General features: G+C 73.4%; 6 protein-coding genes. 4 read left to right on the plus strand and 2 right to left on the minus strand.

The features are described 5' to 3' along the window. The coding region (locus ABZT12_RS38230; RefSeq protein WP_356394152.1) for a beta-ketoacyl synthase N-terminal-like domain-containing protein at positions 1–1,671 on the minus strand (1,671 nt) is incomplete at its 3' end. A gap of 584 nt (positions 1,672–2,255) precedes the next feature. Here ABZT12_RS38230 and ABZT12_RS38235 point away from each other — a divergent pair. Then, the gene (locus tag ABZT12_RS38235) at positions 2,256–3,896 is read left to right on the plus strand and encodes an MFS transporter (protein WP_356394155.1); all 1,641 of its coding nucleotides are present in this window, start codon (positions 2,256–2,258) and stop codon (positions 3,894–3,896) included. 493 nt (positions 3,897–4,389) lie between these two features. Here the strand turns inward: ABZT12_RS38235 and ABZT12_RS38240 are convergent, their stop codons facing one another. Further along, entirely contained in the window at positions 4,390–5,139 is a 750-nt protein-coding gene (locus tag ABZT12_RS38240) for a TetR/AcrR family transcriptional regulator (protein WP_356394158.1), read from the minus strand. Between the two features lie 340 nt (positions 5,140–5,479). Here ABZT12_RS38240 and ABZT12_RS38245 point away from each other — a divergent pair, with 340 nt between their 5' ends. The 3 genes from ABZT12_RS38245 to ABZT12_RS38255 all read left to right on the plus strand — a co-directional run. Beyond that, a complete protein-coding gene (locus ABZT12_RS38245; protein ID WP_356394161.1) occupies positions 5,480–6,727 on the plus strand; it encodes a cytochrome P450 in 1,248 nt (415 codons plus the stop codon). Positions 6,728–6,743: 16 nt separating this feature from the next. Next, the gene (locus tag ABZT12_RS38250; RefSeq protein ID WP_356394164.1) at positions 6,744–6,953 is read left to right on the plus strand and encodes a ferredoxin; all 210 of its coding nucleotides are present in this window, start codon (positions 6,744–6,746) and stop codon (positions 6,951–6,953) included. 213 nt (positions 6,954–7,166) lie between these two features. Then, positions 7,167–19,427 (plus strand): SDR family NAD(P)-dependent oxidoreductase (locus ABZT12_RS38255; RefSeq protein WP_356394167.1); only part of this gene is annotated, 12,261 nt, incomplete at its 3' end.

Raw genomic sequence — 19,427 nt, forward strand, 5'->3', positions numbered from 1 at the left:
CAGGAACGCCGTCCTGCCCTCCTGGACGGTGCCGGTCACCACGTCCGCCGAGGCGGTGCCGTCCGCGAGGGCGGCTAGGCCGGCGAGGAGTTCCTCGCGGGTGGCGGCGACGACGGCCGCGCGGTGTTCGTGCGGGGTGCGGGTGACGGCCGTGGAGTGGGCGAGGTCGGTCAGGGGGATGTCGTGGGTCTGGAGGTGGGTGTGCAGACGGGCGGCCTGGCCGGTGAGGGCGCCGGGGGTGCGGGCGCTCAACACGACGGGAACGGCGGGTGGTTGGGTGGTCGCGGCGGTGGTCTCGGCCGCTTCTTCGGCGGGGGCCTCTTCGACGATGATGTGGGCGTTGGTGCCGCTGAGGCCGAAGGAGGAGACCGCGGCGCGGCGCGGGCGTTCGCCGGCCGGCCAGTGGACCGCCTCGTTCAGGAGGCGGACGTTGCCGGCCTCCCAGTCGACGTGCGGGGTGGGCTCGTCGGCGTGGAGGGTCTTGGGCAGCAGGCCGTTGCGCAGGGCCTCGATCATCTTGATGATGCCGCCGACGCCGGCCGCGGCCTGGGTGTGGGCGAGGTTGGACTTCAGGGAGCCCAGCCACAGCGGCCGGCCGTCGTGGCGGTCCTGGCCGTAGGTGGCGAGCAGGGCCTGGGCCTCGATGGGGTCGCCGAGCCTGGTGCCGGTGCCGTGGGCCTCGACGGCGTCGACGTCGGCCGGGGTGAGGCCGGCATTGTCCAGCGCGGCGCGGATGACGCGCTGCTGGGAGGGGCCGTTGGGGGCGGTCATGCTGGAGGAGGCGCCGTCCTGGTTGACGGCCGAGCCGGCGATGACCGCGAGGACGGGGTGGTGGTTGCGGCGCGCGTCGCTGAGGCGTTCCAGGACGACGACGCCGACGCCCTCGGAGCAGCCGGTGCCGTCGGCGGAGGCGGCGAAGGGTTTGCAGCGGCCGTCGGAGGCCAGGCCGCGCTGGTGGTTGAAGTAGAGGAACATGTCCGGTTCGGACATGACGGTGACGCCGCCCGCGAGGGCGAGGGTCGACTCGCCCGAACGCAGTGACTGGGCCGCGAGGTGGATGGCGACCAGGGAGGAGGAGCAGGCCGTGTCGATGGTGACGGCCGGGCCCTCGAGTCCCAGGCTGAAGGCGACGCGGCCGGTGACGAGGCTGCCTCCGGTGGTGCCGGAGGCCTCGGTGCCCTGGGCGTAGTCGTGGTACATCAGGCCGCCGAACACGCCGGTGCGGCTGCCGCGCAGGGTGTGCGGGGCGATGCCGGCGCGTTCGATCGCCTCCCAGGAGGTTTCCAGCAGCAGGCGTTGCTGGGGGTCCAGGGCGAGGGCCTCGCGCGGGGAGATGCCGAACAGGCCGGCGTCGAAGTCGCCCGCGTCGTAGAGGAATCCGCCCTCGGTGGTGATGGTGCGGCCGGGCTTGCCCGGTTCGGGGTCGTAGAGGTTGTCCACGTCCCAGCCGCGGTCCGCGGGGAACCGCGAGACGCCGTCGCGGCCCTGGGCGACCAGCTCCCACAGTTCCTGGGGGGAGGTGACGCCGCCGGGATACCGGCAGGCCATGCCGACCACGGCCACGGGTTCGCCGGAGGCTCTGCGTTCCGCCTCGGCGAGCCGGGCGCGGGTGTCGCGCAGGTCGGCGGTAGCCCGGCGTAGGTATTCGAGAAGCTTCTCCTCGTTGCTCACCGAGCACACCCCTCCAATGCCTTTCGACTGCGCCGAAAGTAGCTGCGGTTTCCCCGGCGTCCCGGGCAGGAATTTCCGACTCCGCGCCGAATCGGTATACGCAATTGACGAACTCAGGTCGGACCTGGATATCTGGCAAATTACTTCGCCCGGGGGGCGCGCGCCCACCCCTGACGGAGGCAGTGGCACCCCTAGAACCTCTGCACGCCCCCCGCCGGCCGATTGGGCCGGGGGTCAAGTTAGGGGGCGGTTAGGGGTGGTTGGGGGCCGTGGACCCCGTTAGCGTTCCGAGCGGAACTTTGCCGCTCGCCAAGCGATTCACCAACCCGAATGTGCTTGCGGTCAGGGATAAGGAAATGTCTCACAGCACCCCCGCATTCCCGCAGGGTTTCTCTCATATCGAACCGGCCGAGCGCCTGGGGTACCGCACCCCACGGCGCTCGACCCGCGTGATCATCCCGTCGCTCGGTACCACGAGCCGCTCGCGCACCCGACCCCCCACCTGACGACGAGTACGTGGCACGCAGATGCGTATGTGATACGCTCTGCGTGCCACATACGCCGAGAGGATATGGACGATTGCCATGACGGAACTGAAGCCCAAGGCAGGAATGAAGGAGTGGTGCGGCCTAGTGGTGATCGTCCTGGTCACCCTCCTGGTCGCCGTCGACGTATCGGTCCTCGGATTCGCGATCGCACCGCTGAGCGAGGACCTCTCACCCAGCGCGACGCAGCTGCTGTGGATCATGGACATCTACAGCTTCGTGCTGGCCGGCACCCTGGTGACCGTCGGCTGGCTGGGCGACCGGGTCGGCCGGCGCAAGCTGCTGCTGATCGGGGCCGCGATGTTCGGCGTCGCGTCGGCGCTGGCGGCCTTCTCCACCAGCCCCGAGATGCTGATCGCCTCGCGCGCCCTGCTGGGCCTGGCCGCGTCCACCCTGACGCCGACCTCCCTGGCGCTGATCCGCAACATGTTCCACGACACCAAGGAGCGCAAGACCGCCATCGCCGCCTGGGGCGGCACCCTCACCTCGGGCGCGGCCGTGGGTCCGGTCGTCGGCGGCCTGCTGCTCAACAACTTCTGGTGGGGTTCGGTCTTCCTGATCAACATCCCGGTGATGGTGCTGGTGCTGATCCTGGGCCCGCTGCTGCTGCCGGAGTACCGCGACCCCAACCGCGGCAAGCTCGACCTGCTCAGCACCGTGCTGTCGCTGGCCGGCATCATGGCGCTGATCTACGGGTTCAAGGAGCTCGTCATCAACGGCTACAGCCGCCCCGCGGCGATCTCGGCCACGGTCGGCGGAGTCCTCCTGGTCGTCTTCGTCATCCGCCAGCGCACCGCCGCCGACCCGATGATCAACGTGCGGCTGTTCCGCAACGGCGGGTTCAGCGGCGCGGTCATCACCAACATGATGGTGGCGTTCGCCCTGATGGGCAGCAGCGTCCTGACCAACCAGTACATGCAGATGGTCCTCGGCTACTCCCCACTCAAGGCCTCGCTGTGGTCGCTGGCACCGATGCCGGCGATCGGGGTCGCGGTCGGTCTCGCCCCGGTCCTGGGCCGCAAGATCCGGCCCGGGAAGATCATCGGCGGCGCGCTGCTGATCATCGCCGCCGGGTTCGGGATCCTGACCCAGGTCAAGGTCGACTCCAGCATCGCGGTGGTCCTGGTCGGCGTCGGTCTGCTGGCCGGCGGCATGGTGGCCTGCAAGACGCTCTCCGCCGAGATCGTGGTCACCTCCGCGCCGCCGGAGCAGGCCGGCTCCTCGGTCGCCGTCTCGGAGACCTTCACCGAGTTCGGCATCGCGATGGGCTTCGCCACCCTGGGCTCCATCGGCTCCGCGATCTACCGGCACGACATGTCCGACGTCCGCCCGGCCGGGGTCTCCGGCTCCGCGCTGCACGCCCTGCACAACACGATCGGCGGCGCGGCCGACGTGGCCGGCCACCTGTCGGCCGGCGCCGGCGGCAAGCTGATCACCGACAGCCGGGACGCCTTCACCCACGGCATGCAGGTCGCCTGCACGGCCGGTGCCCTGCTGCTGGCCCTGACCGCGATCGTCGCCTCGCTGCTCCTGCGCAAGACCCCGATCGAGGCGGCGCTGCCCGGCTCGATGGAGGCGGCACAGGCCCAGGAGGGCGACTACGGCCTGGCCTACCGGTCCACCCCCCGGACGGAAGGTTCCCCCGCCTCCGTCCCGCGCTCTTCGGCGGCCTATCGCTGACCCCCGGCAAGACCCCGGAGAGCCCCCGAAAAAAGGTCCGCCCCCGTCACCGTCAGGTGCCGGGGGCGGACCTCTTCGCCTTCGCCTTCTCCGCGACGGCACGGGGCGGGACGGAACGGGACAGGGTCCGGCCCCAAGCCGCTGCCGCTACTGCCCGGGTGAGGTTCTGGGCCCTCAAGCCACCGCCGCTACGGCTTGGTTGAGACCTGAGACCCAGGGCCTCAAGTCGCGGTCGCTACGGCTTGGTTGCGGCTCGGGTCTCAAGTTGCCGTGACTGCGGCTTGGTTGCAGCACAGGGGCTCAAGTCGCCCTCACTGCCGCCTGGTTGCGGCCTCGGGCCTCAAGTCGCCTTCTGTACGGTCTTGTTGGGGTCACGGAGTCGGTCCCGGGGGCCGGGGGGCCGGCCGGGCTCGCCGGACCCGGAAGGCGGGGCCGCTCCCCCGCCGGCGCCGCGGCTGCCGCCGCGCCCGTGGTGTCGGCGCGAGCGGCGGCGTTACGCCCGGCCCAGCGGGTTCTCGCCCGCCCGGACCCGGATGAGGACCTCGATGCCGTCCAGGACGCGCTGGAGGCCGAAGCCGAAGTCATCGTCGGGGGCCTCGAAGGTGCCGGCGTCGATGAGTTCGCGGACGGCGGGGAAGGTCTCGGCGTCGATGAACTTGTCCATGGCGCGGCCGTAGTGGGCCATCAGTTCGGCCTCGGACTCGTCCCGGCCGGCCATGCCGGTGGAGAGCTGGGCGTTGTTGCGGACGTAGCCGACCATGAGGAGCATCGCGGAGAGCTTCTCGTTGGGGGTCAGGCCGGTGGTGCCCAGGGTGCGCAGGCCGCGCTCCAGCCAGTTCATCTGGCCCGGCTCCACCGGGGGTCCGCTGACGGGGATCTGGAGCATCCAGGGGTGGCGGCGGAAGACCTCCAGGAAGGCGCGGGCCCACTGCTCCAGGCCGGCCCGCCACTCCCCCTCGCCGGCGGTCAGCTCCGGGGGTGTGCCGTAGGCCATGTCGACCATCAGGGACTGGAGTTCGTCCTTGCTGCTCACGTGCCGGTAGAGGGACATCGTGGCGAACTTCAGGCGCTCGGCGACCCGCGCCATGGACAGTGAGGCGAGCCCGTTCTCGTCGGCGTGGGCGATGGCCGCCGTGACGATCCGCGCCGTGTTCAGGCCGGTGCGCCCGCGCTGCTCCCGCTCGCGCAGGTCCCACAGCACGTGGATGCCGTTCGGCAGCCCCGCGTTCTTGTCGCTGGTCATGGCCCGTTCCGCCTTCATACGTTCTCTTCCCGAGATCCGATGCGTATCACGCACGCAGGTGCGTCCATCGTAGGCGATCGCCCGGCGCGGCGGCGGGCTGGTGCGGAATCTACGTCAATTCCTGCTTTCTGTCGTTGAATTCGAGCCCGCCGCTCTTCTTTCTCATCCGACGCTCGAATTCCGCCGGACCGTGCCGCGGCCCCGTGTCGACCCCCCTAATGGGGGCGGAGACTTAGGGGTTTTCGGGCCGGGGAAATGGAAGCAGCCTGCATGGGGTGAACTCCGTTCTGGCGGAAGCCCCGAACACGACTCGGCCGATTGATCCATGGGAGAAGGAAGCATGACGGAACTCACCAGTACGCGGCCGGAGACGGCGGAGACGCAGGTGCGACCGTTTCCGCTGCGCCGCGGCTGCCCGATGGCGCCGCCGGAGGAGTACGCGGTCCTGCGGGAGACCGAGCCGGTCTCCAAGATCAGACTGAAGTTCAGCGGGCGTGAGGCCTGGCTGCTGACCCGTTACGAGGACATGCAGCAGATGCTGCGCGACCCCCGTTTCCACTCCGACATCGCCGACCCCGGCTACCCGCTGCAGTTCGCGTTCCCGCTGGAGCTGCTGGAGCAGGGCATCGTGAGCCGGACCCTTTTCCACATGGACCCCCCGGTGCACACCAAGCACCGGATGCTGCTGATGCCTGAGCTGACGGCCAAGCAGGTCGAGGCGATGCGTCCGCGGACGCAGGAGATCGTCGACGAGCTGATCGACGCGATGCTGGAGCAGGGCGGTCCGGTCGACGCGGTGCAGGCGCTGACCGCGCCGCTGCCCTCGATCCAGACGGCCGAGCAACTGGACCTGCCGCGGGATTCCACCGACCTGTTCTACCGGTGGATCTCGCTGCTGGTGACGCAGGGCAGCGCGGAGGAGCACGCCTCGGCCAACGCCGAGGTGGAGATCCTGCTGCACCGGCTGATCGCCGAGCGCACCGAGAACCCCGGTGATGACCTGATCAGCCATCTGATCGTCCGTAACCGGGAGCGGGGCGGCGAGCTGAGCGCGCTGGACCTGAGCGCCCTGGTCCGCACGATGATCGCGGGCGGTCACGAGAGCACCCTGAACGGCATGACGATGGCCATCGTGGTGCTGCTGACCCATCCCGAGCAGGCGGCGCTGCTGCGCGAGCACCCGGAGCTGGCCGGGCAGGCGGTGGACGAGCTGATGCGGTTCTCCACCGTCTCCGACCACGGCACGGTCCGGGTCGCCGCGGAGGACGTCGAGATCGGCGGGGTGCTGATCAGGGCCGGTGAGGGTGTGGTGTGCGCGTTGCAGGCCGCCAACCACGACCCGGCGGTGTTCGCCGAGCCGGGCAGGCTGGACTTCCACCGCAAGGAGGCGGCGCAGAACCTGGCGTTCGGCTCCGGTCACCACCGCTGCGCCGGCCAGACCATGGTGCGGATGCAGATGGAGGTGCTCTTCACCACGCTGCTGCGGCGCATTCCCACGCTCCGCCTGGACGTGCCCACCGGCGAGCTGCCCTTCAAGGGCGACACGGCCCTCATCGACGGCCTGCACGCGCTGCCGGTCACCTGGTGAAGGAAGAAGGCCTCTCATGCTGCAAGTAGCCATCGACAAGGACGTGTGTGTCGCCTGCGGCGCGTGCGTGCTGGCCGGCCCGGACGTGTTCGACCAGAACGACGACGGGCAGGCGATGCTGATCGTCGAGCCGCAGGAGTCGCTGCGTGAGCAGATCCTCGACTCCATCGACGCCTGCCCGGTGCAGGCCCTGAGTCTGGTCGAGCCGGCCCGCGTCGCCGACTGAGGACCGGCCGGCGGTGAGACGCCGGCCGGGCCCCGCTCCTCTCCCCGACCCCTGTTCTTTCAGGCCGGTCGTTCGGGACGGTCTCCCCCGCCCGCCCGAACGGACCCGATCCGTCCGCCCGGTGACGACGTGATGTCACCGGGCGGACGGCGAACGTCCTGGACCACCGAAGTTTTCTCCGTCCGCTGCGGACAACGAGTGTGTGGAGTGCAGATGACCCAGCCCGGAAACCCCGGCAACCACGGTGGGCCGACCGGTGACACCGCGGCGAACGCGGCGGCGGAGTTGGAGCTCGTAGGCGAGCTCGCGGCGCTGCCCACCGCCGAGCAGACGTATGTGCTGCTCGGCCTGGTGCGCGAGCACACGCTCGCGGTACTGCGGGCCAAACAGGCCGGCGCGCCCGACGGACCCGAGGGGTCCGAGGCGGTGGCGGCGCTCTTGGAGGACGGCAGGTCCTTCAAGGATCTCGGCCTGGACTCCGTCGCCCTGTTGGAGCTGCAGAACCGGCTGAACCAGGCGACCGGTCTGGTGCTGCCGCCGACCGTCGCCTTCGACCACCCCTCCCCGGCGGCGCTCGCCGCCCATCTGCGCACCTCTGTCCTCGGGCTGCCGGAGAGCGCCGCGCCGGCGGTGCGGGCGGTGGCGGCCAGTGACGAGCCGATAGCGATCGTCGGCATCGGCTGCCGCTATCCCGGTGAGGTGTCCTCGCCGGAGGAGCTGTGGCGGCTGGTCGCGGCCGGTGAGCACGTGCGTGACGACTTCCCCGCCGACCGCGGCTGGGACCTGGACGCCCTGTTCTCCGACGACCCCTCCACCCCGGGCACCACCTATGTGCGCCAGGGCGGGTTCCTCGCGCAGGCGGCCGGGTTCGACGCGGACTTCTTCGGCATCAGCCCGCGTGAGGCGCTGGCGATGGACCCCCAGCAGCGGCTGGTGCTGGAGAGCGCGTGGGAGGCGATCGAGCGGGCCGGCATCGACCCGCACGCGCTGCGCGGCACCGAGGCGGGCGTGTTCATCGCCGCCGAGCCGCAGGAGTACGCGATGCGCCTGCACGAGGCGCCCGACGGTCTCGACGGCTATCTGCTCAGCGGCAACGCGCCCAGTGTCATCTCCGGCCGGGTCAGCTACGTGCTGGGTCTTGCCGGGCCGGCGCTGACCGTCGACACCGCCTGCTCGGGCTCGCTGGTCGGCGTGCACCTGGCGGTGCAGTCCCTGCAGCGCGGGGAGTGCACGCTGGCGCTGGCCGGCGGGGTCGCGGTGATGGGCAGCCCCGGCACGTTCACCGCCTTCAGCCGGCAGCGCGGGCTGGCCCCGGACGCCACCGTGAAGGCGTTCGCGGCCGCCGCCGACGGCACCGCCTTCGCCGAGGGTGTCGGTGTGTTCGTGCTGGAGCGGCTCAGTGACGCGCAGGCGGCCGGCCACCCGGTGGTGGGTGTCATCCGAGGCTCCGCCATCAACCAGGACGGTGCCTCCAACGGTCTGACCGCGCCCAGCGGGCGGGCCCAGCAGCAGGTGGTGCGCCAGGCGCTGGCGAACGCCGGGCTGAGCGGCGCGCAGGTCGACGTGGTGGAGGCGCACGGCACCGGCACCACGCTCGGCGACCCGATCGAGGCGCAGGCGCTGATCGCGACCTACGGCCAGGAGCACACCGGGCAGCGGCCGTTGTGGCTCGGCTCGGCCAAGTCGAACATCGGGCACACCCAGGCCGCGGCCGGTGCGGCCGGGGTCATCAAGATGCTCATGGCGATGCGCCACGAGGAGTTGCCGCGCACCCTGCACGTGGACGAGCCCACCCCGAACGTGGACTGGTCGGCGGGTACGGTCCGGCTGCTGACGGAGCCGGTGGCGTGGCCCAGGGGTGAGGAGCCGCGCCGGGCGGGTGTGTCCTCGTTCGGGGTGAGCGGCACCAACGCCCACCTCGTCATTGAGGAGCCGCCCCTCCCCCAGGACGAGGAGCACCCCGCTGTCGCCGCGCCGGGGCCGGTGCCGCTGGCGGTGTCCGCCGCCACCGGGGCCGCGCTGCGCGAGCAGGCCGTGCGGCTGCTGGCCCGGGTCGAGGCCGACGAGGAGCTCGCCCCGGCCGATCTGGGACTGTCCCTGGCCACCTCCCGGGCGGCGCTGCGCCACCGGGCCGTCGTCGTGGCCCAGGACCGGGCGCAGACCCTGGCGGGGCTGCGCGCGCTGGCCGCCGGCCAGGAGACGCCCGCCGTCGTCGAGGACAGTGCCGGCGGTGGCCGGCTGGCGTTCCTGTTCACCGGACAGGGCAGTCAGCGCCTGGCGATGGGGCGTGAACTCTACGACAGCGAGCCGGTGTTCGCCGCCGCCCTGGATGCCGCGGCCGGCCATCTGGACCTTCAGCTGGAGCGTCCCCTGCTCGAAGTGCTGTGGGGCGAGGAGGAGGACGTCCTCGACGACACCGCCTACGCCCAGCCCGCCCTGTTCGCCGTCGAGGTGGCGCTGTTCCGGCTGCTGGAGTCGTGGGGAGTGCGCCCCGACCACCTCGCCGGGCACTCCATCGGTGAACTGGCCGCCGCCCACTGCGCGGGGGTGCTGTCGCTGGACGACGCCGCGACCCTGGTGGCCGCGCGCGGCCGGCTGATGCAGGCGCTGCCCGCGGGCGGCGCCATGACCGCGGTCGAGGCCACCGAGGAGGAGGTCCTGCCGTATCTGGACGGTGAGGTGGCCATCGCCGCCGTCAACGGGCCCACCGCCGTGGTCATCTCCGGCGCCGAGGCGGCCGTCGACCAGGCCGCCGCCGCTCTGGCCGCCGGCGGGCACCGCACCAAGAAGCTGCGCGTCAGCCACGCCTTCCACTCCCCGCTGATGGAACCGATGCTGGAGGAGTTCCGGCAGCTGGCCTCCGTCCTGGAGTACTCCGCGCCGCGTATCCCGGTCGTCTCCGCGCTGACCGGGCGGGCCGCGAGCAGCGCCGAACTGTGCTCCCCCGACTACTGGGTGCGCCATGTCCGCGAGGCGGTCCGCTTCGCCGACGCGGTGCGCGCGCTGGCCGCGCTGGGCACCACCACCTTCCTCGAACTGGGCCCCGACCCGGTCCTGACCGGCCTGGGCCGCGACCTCCTCGACGCCTCCTCCGGCGCGCACTTCACCGGTACGCTGCGCCGCGGCCACGACGAGCGGCGCGGGCTGCTGGGCGCGCTGGCCCGGGTGCACACCCGCGGCGGCGGGGTGGACTGGCAGGCGTTCTTCGCCGCCACCGGCGCCCGCCGCGTCCCGCTGCCCACCTACGCCTTCCAGCGGGAGCGGTTCTGGCTCTCCGCGCCGCTCGCGCGCGGTGAGGCGGCCGGGCTGGGCCAGGTCGCGGCCGGCCATCCGCTGCTGGGCGCGGTGGTCTCCCTCGCCGACACCGGTGCCACCGTCCTGACCGGGCGGATCTCGCCGCGCGCCCAGGGCTGGCTGGCCGACCATGTCATCGCGGGCAGCACCCTGCTGCCGGGCACCGCGTTCGTCGAACTCGCGCTGCGCGCGGGTGAGGAGACCGGCCTGCCCCACCTGGAGGAGCTGGTGATGGAGGCGCCGCTGGTGCTGCCGGACACCGGCGGGGTGGCCCTGCAGATCGTCGTCGGCCCGCCGGAGGCCGACGGCCGCCGCGGGGTCGTCTTCCACTCCCGTGACGAGGACGCCCCCGCCGACACCGACTGGCAGCGCCACGCCTCCGGCCGGCTGAGCGCGCAACCCGCCGCCGGCGGGGAGCGGTTCGAGGCGGCCGTGTGGCCGCCGCGCGGCACCGACCCCGTCGACATCGGCGGCCTCTACGAGGAGATGGCCGGCCAGGGCTACGGCTACGGGCCCTCCTTCCACGGTCTGCGCGGGGTGTGGCGGGGCCGCGACGCGGTGTTCGCCGAGGTCGCCCTGCCCGCCGAAGTCGCCGGACAGGCAGGCGAGTTCGGCCTGCACCCGGCGCTGCTGGACGCCGTCCTGCAAGCCACCGACTTCGCCGCGCCCGCCGCCGAGGGCGCCGGACCCCGGCTGCCGTTCGCCTGGGCGGGCGTGAGCCTGTACGCGTCCGGCGCGGCCGTGCTGCGGGTGCGGATCACCGCGACCGGCGGCGACTCCGTCGCCCTGGACCTGGCGGGCGGCGACGGTCTGCCCGTCGGCCGCGTGGAGTCCTTCACCGTACGGCCCGTCGACACCGCCCGGCTGCGCACCCCGGGCCGTGACACCCTCTACCACCTGGCGTGGACGCCGCGTGCGCTGCCCGCCCCGGCCGCCGGCGCCCCGCATCCGGCGGTGCACACCGTCCCGGCCGCGGCCGAGGGCGCTTCCGTTCCCGAGCGGGTGCGCGCCGCGAGCGGCGACGTGCTGGCCGCGCTCCAGGCGTGGCTGGCCGACGAGCGTCCGGCCGCGGGCCCGCTGGTCGTCCTCACCCGCAACGCGGTGGCCGCCGCGCCGGGCGAGGAGGCCGACCTCGGTCAGGCCCCGGTGTGGGGTCTGGTGCGCTCCGCGCAGGCCGAACACCCGGGCCGTTTCGTGCTGGTGGACAGCGACGGCTCCCTCGACGAGCGGGAGGTGGTACGGCTGGCGGCCGGTCTGGAGGAGGCGGAGGCCGCCGTCCGTGACGGGGTGTTCCTCGTGCTGCGGCTGGCCGCCGCGCCGGCCGAGGAGACCTCTGCCGCCCGGTGGAACCCCGAGGGCACGGTCCTGATCACCGGCGGCACCGGCGGGGTCGGCGCCGCCCTCGCCCGCCACCTGGTCACCGAACACGGTGTACGGCACCTGCTGCTGACCAGCCGGCGCGGCCCCGATGCGCCCGCGGCCCGTGAACTGGCCGCGCAGCTGGGAGAGTTGGGCGCCGAGGTGCGGGTGAGCGCCGTCGATGTCGCCGACCGTGCGGCGCTGGCCGCCGTACTGGAGGCGATTCCCGCCGACCGGCCGCTGACCGCCGTCGTGCACGCCGCCGGTGTGCTGGACGACGCGCTGGTGGAGTCGCTGGACCCGGCACGGCTGGAGACGGTGCTGCGGCCCAAGGCCGACGGTGCCTGGCATCTGCACGAGCTGACCGCCTCGGCCGGCCTCGACGCGTTCGTGCTGTTCTCCTCCACCGCGACCTTCCTCGACGGCGCCGGACAGGCCAACTACGCCGCCGCCAACACCTTCCTCGACGCCCTCGCCGTCCACCGCAACACCGCCGGTCTGCCCGCCACTTCACTCGCCTGGGGCCTGTGGAGCGGGGTCGGCGGCATGGGTGCCGGCCTGGACGAGAGCGCGCTGCGCCGTATCGAGCGCCTCGGCCTGAAGGTCCTCACCCCGGCCGAGAACCTCGCCCTGTTCGACCACGCCCTGAGCAGCGGCCGGGCCACGGCCGTGCCCGTCCGTTTCGACCTGCGCAGCCTCCAGGCCCGTGCCGGTGAACTGCCTTCCGTGCTGCGCGGTCTGGTGCGCCCGGTGCGGCGCAGCGCCGCCGCCCCGGCCGATGTCGAGCAGTCCCTGGCGCGCCGGCTGTCGGGGCTGTCGCGGGCCGAGCGCGGCGAGGCCCTGCTGGAGCTGGTGCGTACGCAGGTCGCCGCGGTCCTGGGCCACGACGGCGCCGAACGCGTCCAAGCCACCCGCGCGTTCAACGAGATGGGCTTCGACTCCCTCGCCGCCGTCGAGCTGCGCAACCGGCTCGGCGCGGCGATCGGGCTGCCGCTGGCGGCCACCCTCATCTTCGACTACCCCTCCCCCAGCGCGCTCGCCGACCACCTCGCCTCCCGGCTGGGTGAGCCGGCCCCCGAGCGCCGGCCCGCCCCGGCCACCGTCTCCGCCACCGACGACGACCCGATCGCGATCGTCGGCATGGCCTGCCGCTACCCCGGCGGGGTCTCCTCCCCGGAGGACCTGTGGCGTCTGGTGCGTGGGGGGGTGGACGCGATCTCCGCCTTCCCCACCGACCGCGGCTGGGACTCCGACGTCTTCGACCCCGACCCCGAGGCGGCCGGCAAGAGCCTCACCGACCAGGGCGGATTCCTCTACGACGCGGCCGACTTCGATCCGGAATTCTTCGGTATCAGCCCGCGTGAGGCCCAGGCCATGGACCCCCAGCAGCGGCTGCTGCTGGAGATCGCCTGGGAGACCTTCGAACGGGCCGGTATCGACCCGCACGCCCTGCGCGGCAGCGACACCGGCGTCTTCGCCGGCGTCATGTACCACGACTGGGGGCTGCGGCTGGGCCCGCTGCCCGAGCACCTCGCCGGCTACCACGGCAACGGCAGCCTGGCCAGCGTCGTCTCCGGCCGGGTCGCCTACGCGCTGGGCCTTGAGGGGCCGGCCGTCACCGTCGACACCGCCTGCTCCTCCTCGCTGGTCGCCATGCACTGGGCGGCGCAGGCGCTGCGGCGCGGCGAGTGCACCCTCGCGCTGGCCGGCGGCGTCACCGTCATGTCCACCCCGGACACCTTCGTCGATATGAGCCGCCAGGGCGGCCTGGCCGCCGACGGCCGCTGCAAGTCCTTCGGCAGCGGCGCCGACGGCACCGGCTGGGGTGAGGGCGCCGGCCTGCTCCTGCTGGAACGTCTCTCCGACGCCGAGGCCGCCGGCCACCAGGTGCTGGGCGTGCTGCGCGGTTCCGCCGTCAACTCCGACGGCGCCTCCAACGGCCTGACCGCCCCCAACGGCCCCTCCCAACAGCGTGTCGTACGCCGCGCGCTGCGGGACGCCGGCCTGAGCACCGCCGACGTCGACGTCGTCGAGGGCCACGGCACCGGCACCACCCTGGGCGACCCCATCGAGGCCCAGGCGCTGCTGGCCACCTACGGCCAGGACCGCGAGGCGGACAAGCCGCTGTGGCTGGGCTCGATCAAGTCCAACATCGGCCACACGCAGGCCGCCGCGGGCGTCGCCGGTGTCATCAAGATGGTGCAGGCGATCCGGCACGGCGTCCTGCCCCGCACCCTGCACGCCGCCGAGCCCTCCCCGCAGGTCTCCTGGGAACTGGGCGCGGTGGAACTCCTCAACGAGGAGGTCGAGTGGCCGGCCGGTGAGCGCCCGCGCCGCGCGGGTGTCTCCTCCTTCGGTATCAGCGGCACCAACGCCCACGTCATCGTGGAAGAGGCGCCCGCCACCGCGACACCCGCCCGGGACGAGGACGGCCCCGTGCCGGCCCTCATCCCCTGGGTGGTCTCCGCCCGCACCCCGCAGGCCCTGCGCGACCAGGCCGCCCAACTCGCCCAGTTCGCGGCCGACTTGGACGACTCCGCGCTCGCCGGCGTCGGCCGCGCCCTGGCCACCCGCCGCGCCCGCCTGGACCACCGCGCGGTCGTCGTCGGCGAAACCCGCGAGGAACTGCTCACCGCCCTGGCCTCGGTCGACTCCGTCGCCGGCACCGTCCAGGAGGGCAAGACCGCCTTCCTCTTCACCGGCCAGGGCGCCCAGCGCCTCGGCATGGGCCGCGAACTGCACGCCGCCTTCCCGCAGTTCGCCCGCGCCCTGGACGAGGTCGTGGCGGCCGTGGACACCCACCTCGACCGTTCGCTGTATGAGGTGATGTGGGGTGAGGACGAGGCGCTGCTGAACAGCACCGCCTACACCCAGCCCGCCCTCTTCGCCGTGGAAACCGCGTTGTACCGCCTCGTCGAATCGTGGGGGGTGCGCCCCGACTACCTGGCCGGGCACTCCATCGGTGAGATCACCGCCGCACACGTCTCCGGTGCGATCGGCCTGGAGGACGCGGCCCGGCTGGTGACGGCCCGCGGGCGCCTCATGCAGGCACTCCCGGCCGGTGGTGCGATGGCCGCGATCCAGGCCACCGAGGAGGAACTCCTGCCGTTCGTGAGCGACGCGGTGGGGATCGCTGCGATCAACAGCCCCACCTCCGTGGTCATCTCAGGCGAAGAGTCTGAAGTCGACGCGCTGGTCGCGGAGTTCACGCAGCAGGGCCGTAAGACGACCCGGCTTCGCGTCTCGCACGCCTTCCACTCCCCGCTGATGGAACCGGCGCTGGCCGAGTTCCGGGCCGTGGCGGAGACCGTCACCTACACGGCCCCGCAGATCCCGGTGGTCGCCGGAGTGCACGGCGAGATCACCGAGGAGTGGGGCACCCCCGCCTACTGGACCCGGCACCTGCGCGAGGCGGTCCGCTTCGCCGACACGGTCGGGTATCTGGCCGGGCGGGGGGTGAGCCGGTTCCTGGAGCTGGGGCCGGACGCGATCCTGTCCGCGCTCACCCGGGCGAGCGTCGAGGACGCCGTCGTCGAGGCCGCCGTACGCAAGAACCGGCCCGAGGCACGCACCCTGCTCGGTGCGCTGGGCCGGCTGCACGCCGCCGGTGCGCCCCTCGACTTCGACGCCTACTTCGGTGCGGGCGGCGACAGTTGGCAGGAGCTGCCGACCTACGCCTTCCAGCACCAGCGGTACTGGCTGGAGGGTGCGACGGCCGGCGGGGCCGGGCTGGGGGCGGTGGGCCTGGAGGCCGTCGCGCATCCGCTGCTGAGCGCGGCGGTGGAGTCCGCCGACTCCGGCGAGGTCGTCCTGACCGGACGCCTGTCGGTGGACACCCAGCCCTGGCTGGCCGACCACGACGTGCTGGGGACCGTGCTGCTGCCCGGTACCGGGTTCGTGGAGCTGGCGGTCCGCGCGGGCGACCAGGCCGGCTGCGGCAAGGTGGAGGAACTGCTGCTGGAGGCGCCGCTGATCGTGCCCGCGCGCGGCGGTGTGGCGTTGCAGGTCCGCGTCGGCACCGCGGACGCCTCGGGCGCCCGGTCGGTGGCGATCCACTCGCGCGGCCCGGGCGCGCAGGCGCCGTGGACGCGGCACGCCTACGGCACCCTGGTGCCCGCCGCCGCCGTCCCCGCCTTCGATCTCGTGCAGTGGCCGCCGGCCGGCGCGCGGGCGCTGGAGGTCGAGGGTGCCTACGAGCGGCTGCTGGAGCGGGGGTATGCCTACGGGCCCGTCTTCCAGGGGCTGAAGGCGGCCTGGGTGCGCGGCGATGAGGTGTTCGCTGAGGTGGCGCTGCCCGAGCAGGCCCGCGGTGATGCCGCGCGGTTCGGGCTGCACCCGGCGCTGCTGGACGCGGCGATGCACGCCGATCTGCTCGGCGGGGACGGTGCGGCCGGGGGCGAGACCCTGCTGCCGTTCTCCTGGAACGGGGTGACCCTGCACGCGGCCGGCACATCGGTGCTGCGGGTGCGGATCCGCCGTATCCGGGGTGATGAGGTCTCCGAGATCCTGGTCGCGGACGAGAACGGCGCGCCGGTGGCGACCGTGGAGTCGCTGGTGTCGCGTCCGGTCTCGCCCGAGCAGCTGGCCGCCGCCGCGGACGGCGCGGCGGCGGCCCTGCACCGGGTGGAGTGGCCGGCCGCCCCGGCCGGCGCGCCGGGTGCGGACGAGGCGAGTGTGTATGTGGTGCCCGTGCGGGAGGGCGCCGACGCGGCCGCCCGGGTGCGGGCGACGGTGCGTGAGGTGCTCGCCAAGGTCCAGGAGTGGGGCGGCAGTTCGGCGTCCGGGCGGCTGGCCGTGGTGACCCGGGGCGCGTTCGCGGTGCGGGCGGGCGAGGACGTCGATCCGGCGCAGAGCGCCGTGTGGGGTCTGGTCCGGGCCGCCGAGGCGGAGAACCCCGGACGCTTCGTCCTGGTCGATGTCACCGCCTCCGCCGCCGACACCGACGCCGAGGCGCAGGCCCGGACGGCGCTGGCCGCCGGGGAGAGCGAGACGGCGGTACGCGACGGCGAGGTGCGGGTGCCGCGCCTTCAGCGGATCACCGCGCCGGGCGCGTCCGGGCCGGTGTGGGACACGGCCGGCACGGTGCTGGTCACCGGCGGGACGAGCGGTCTGGGCGCGCTGGTGGCCCGCCGCCTGGTCGCCGAGCACGGCGTACGGCATCTGCTGCTGACCAGCCGGCGCGGCCCTGATGCGCCCGCTGCCCGTGAACTCGTCGCGGAACTTGAGGAGTTGGGCGCCGAGGTGGCGGTGGCGGCGGTCGATGTGAGCGACCGTGAGGCGCTGGCGGCCCTGCTGGCCGGGATCGACGCGGGCCACCCGCTGCGCGGTGTGGTGCACGCGGCGGCGGTCGCCGGGGGCGGTCTGGTCGGTTCGCTGACGGCCGACGGTGTCGAGGCGGTGCTGCGGCCCAAGACGGACGGTGCCTGGTATCTGCACGAGCTGACCCGGGAGGCGGAGCTGAGCGCGTTCGTGCTGTTCTCCTCGGCCGGCGGTTCGGTGCTGGCGGCCGGGCAGGGCGACTACGCGGCCGCCAACGCCTTCCTGGACGGTCTCGCCGCCCACCGCCACGCCCAGGGCCTGCCCGCCACGGCGCCGGCGTTCGGCATGTGGGAGATCAGCACCGGTCTGGGTGGTGACCTCACCGACGCCGACCTGGAGCGGATGCGGCGCCTGGGGCTGCCCGCGCTCTCCGTCGAGGAGGGCCTGGCCCTGTTCGACGCGGCGGTGGCCGGCGAGGACGCGGTGGTGCTGCCGCTGCGGATCGACGCCGGTGCGCTGGCCGCGCGGGGCGAGGACGTGCCCGCGTTGCTGCGCGGCAAGGTGCGCGCAGTGGTGCGCCGTACGGTGACCGCGGCGGCGGCGGAGTCCAGTGAGCTGGAGCGGCGGCTGGCCGCGGTGTCGCGGCAGGAGCGGGAGCGGATCGTCCTGGATCTGGTGCGCACGCAGGTCGCGGCCGTGCTGGGGCATGCCTCGGCGGACGCGGTGGGCCCGGAGACGGCCTTCCGCGAGCAGGGCTTCGACTCGCTGGCCGCGGTCGAACTGCGCAACCAGCTGGGTGCGGCGACCGGGCTGCGGCTGCCGGCCACGCTGGTCTTCGACTACCCCAACTCCCGTGCGGTGGCGGGCTTCGTACTGGAGAAGCTGTCGGTGAGCGCGGTGGCCGCCCCGGCGGCGGCCGTCCGCAGGGCTGGTCCGGCCACCGGCGACGACCCGATCGCGATCGTCGCGGTCAGCTGCCGCTTCCCCGGCGGGGTGCGCTCCGCGGAGGACCTGTGGGAGCTGGTCGCCGCCGGCCGCGACGCCATCGGCCCCTTCCCCGCCGGCCGCGGCTGGGACGCGGAGGCGATCTACGACCCGGAGCCGGGCCTGCCGGGCAAGACGTATGCCAAGGACGGCGGATTCCTGTACGACGCCGCCGAGTTCGACGCGGACTTCTTCGGGATCATGCCGAAGGAGGCCCTCGCGATGGACCCGCAGCAGCGGCTGCTGCTGGAGTCGGCGTGGGAGGCGTTCGAGCGGGCGGGCATCGACCCGCACACCGTGCGCGGCAGCCGTACCGGGGTGTACGCGGGCATCATGTACCACGAGTACGGCAGCCGGGCCGGTGAGGTGCCGGAGGATCTGGCGGCCTACCTCGGCAACGGCAGCGCGGGCAGTATCGCCTCCGGCCGGGTCGCCTACACGCTGGGTCTTGAGGGGCCGGCCGTCACGGTCGACACCGCCTGCTCCTCGTCGCTGGTGAGCCTGCACATGGCGTGCCAGGCGCTGCGCTCGGGTGAGATCACCATGGCGCTGGCGGGCGGTGTCACGGTGATGCCGACGCCGGATCTGTTCGTCGACTTCAGCCAGCAGCGCGGGCTTGCCGCGGACGGCCGTTCCAAGGCGTTCGCGGGTGCGGCCGACGGCACCGGCTGGGCGGAGGGCATCGGTCTGCTCCTGGTGGAGCGGCTCTCCGACGCCGAGGCGGCCGGCCATCCGGTGCTGGCGGTGATCAGGGGCTCGGCCGTCAACCAGGACGGCGCCTCCAACGGTCTGACCGCGCCCAACGGCCCCTCCCAACAGCGGGTCATCCAGCAGGCGTTGGCCGCGGCCGGGCTGAGCACGGCGGATGTCGACGCGGTCGAGGGCCATGGCACCGGCACCCGTCTGGGCGACCCGATCGAGGCGCAGGCGCTGCTGGCCACCTACGGCCAGGACCGTGAGGCGGACAAGCCGCTGTGGCTGGGCTCCATCAAGTCCAACATCGGTCACGCGCAGGCGGCGGCCGGTGTCAGCGGTGTCATCAAGATGGTGATGGCCCTGCGCAACGGTGTGCTGCCCAAGACGCTGCACGTGGACGAGCCCTCGCCGCACGTGGACTGGGAGGCGGGCAACGTCAAGTTGCTGACCGAGCCGGTGCGGTGGCCGGCCGGGGAGCGTCCGCGCCGCGCGGGTGTCTCCTCCTTCGGCCTCAGCGGCACCAACGCCCACGTCATCCTGGAGGAGGCACCACAGCGCACGCAGGCGCCCCGCGAGGAGAGCGACCCCGCGCGGCCGGGCGGCGGCGCGCTGCCCGTGCTGCTGGCGGTCTCGGCGAAGAACGCCAAGTCGCTGCCCCGCCAGGCCGAGGCGCTCCGTGCCCACCTGGCCGCCCACCCGGAGGTGGCGCTGCGCGATGTCGCCCACTCCCTGGCGCTCTCCCGGGCCGCCCTGGACCACCGTGCGGTCGTCCTCGCCGACGACCACGCGGGCGCGCTGGCCGAACTCGCCCGGCTCGCCGAGGGCACCGAGTCCGCCGACACCGTCACCGGCGCCCGCACCGACGGGGCGACCGCCTTCCTC

The organism is Streptomyces sp. NPDC005423 (assembly GCF_040606415.1).
Classification (GTDB): domain Bacteria; phylum Actinomycetota; class Actinomycetes; order Streptomycetales; family Streptomycetaceae; genus Streptomyces.

Excerpts from the sequence above, each read along its gene's own strand:
- ABZT12_RS38235 (WP_356394155.1), top strand. The coding sequence starts at position 2,256 with ATGACGGAACTGAAGCCCAAGGCAGGAATGAAGGAGTGGTGCGGCCTA.
- ABZT12_RS38240 (WP_356394158.1), bottom strand. The coding sequence starts at position 5,139 with ATGACCAGCGACAAGAACGCGGGGCTGCCGAACGGCATCCACGTGCTG.
- ABZT12_RS38245 (WP_356394161.1), top strand. The coding sequence starts at position 5,480 with ATGACGGAACTCACCAGTACGCGGCCGGAGACGGCGGAGACGCAGGTG.
- ABZT12_RS38250 (WP_356394164.1), top strand. The coding sequence starts at position 6,744 with ATGCTGCAAGTAGCCATCGACAAGGACGTGTGTGTCGCCTGCGGCGCG.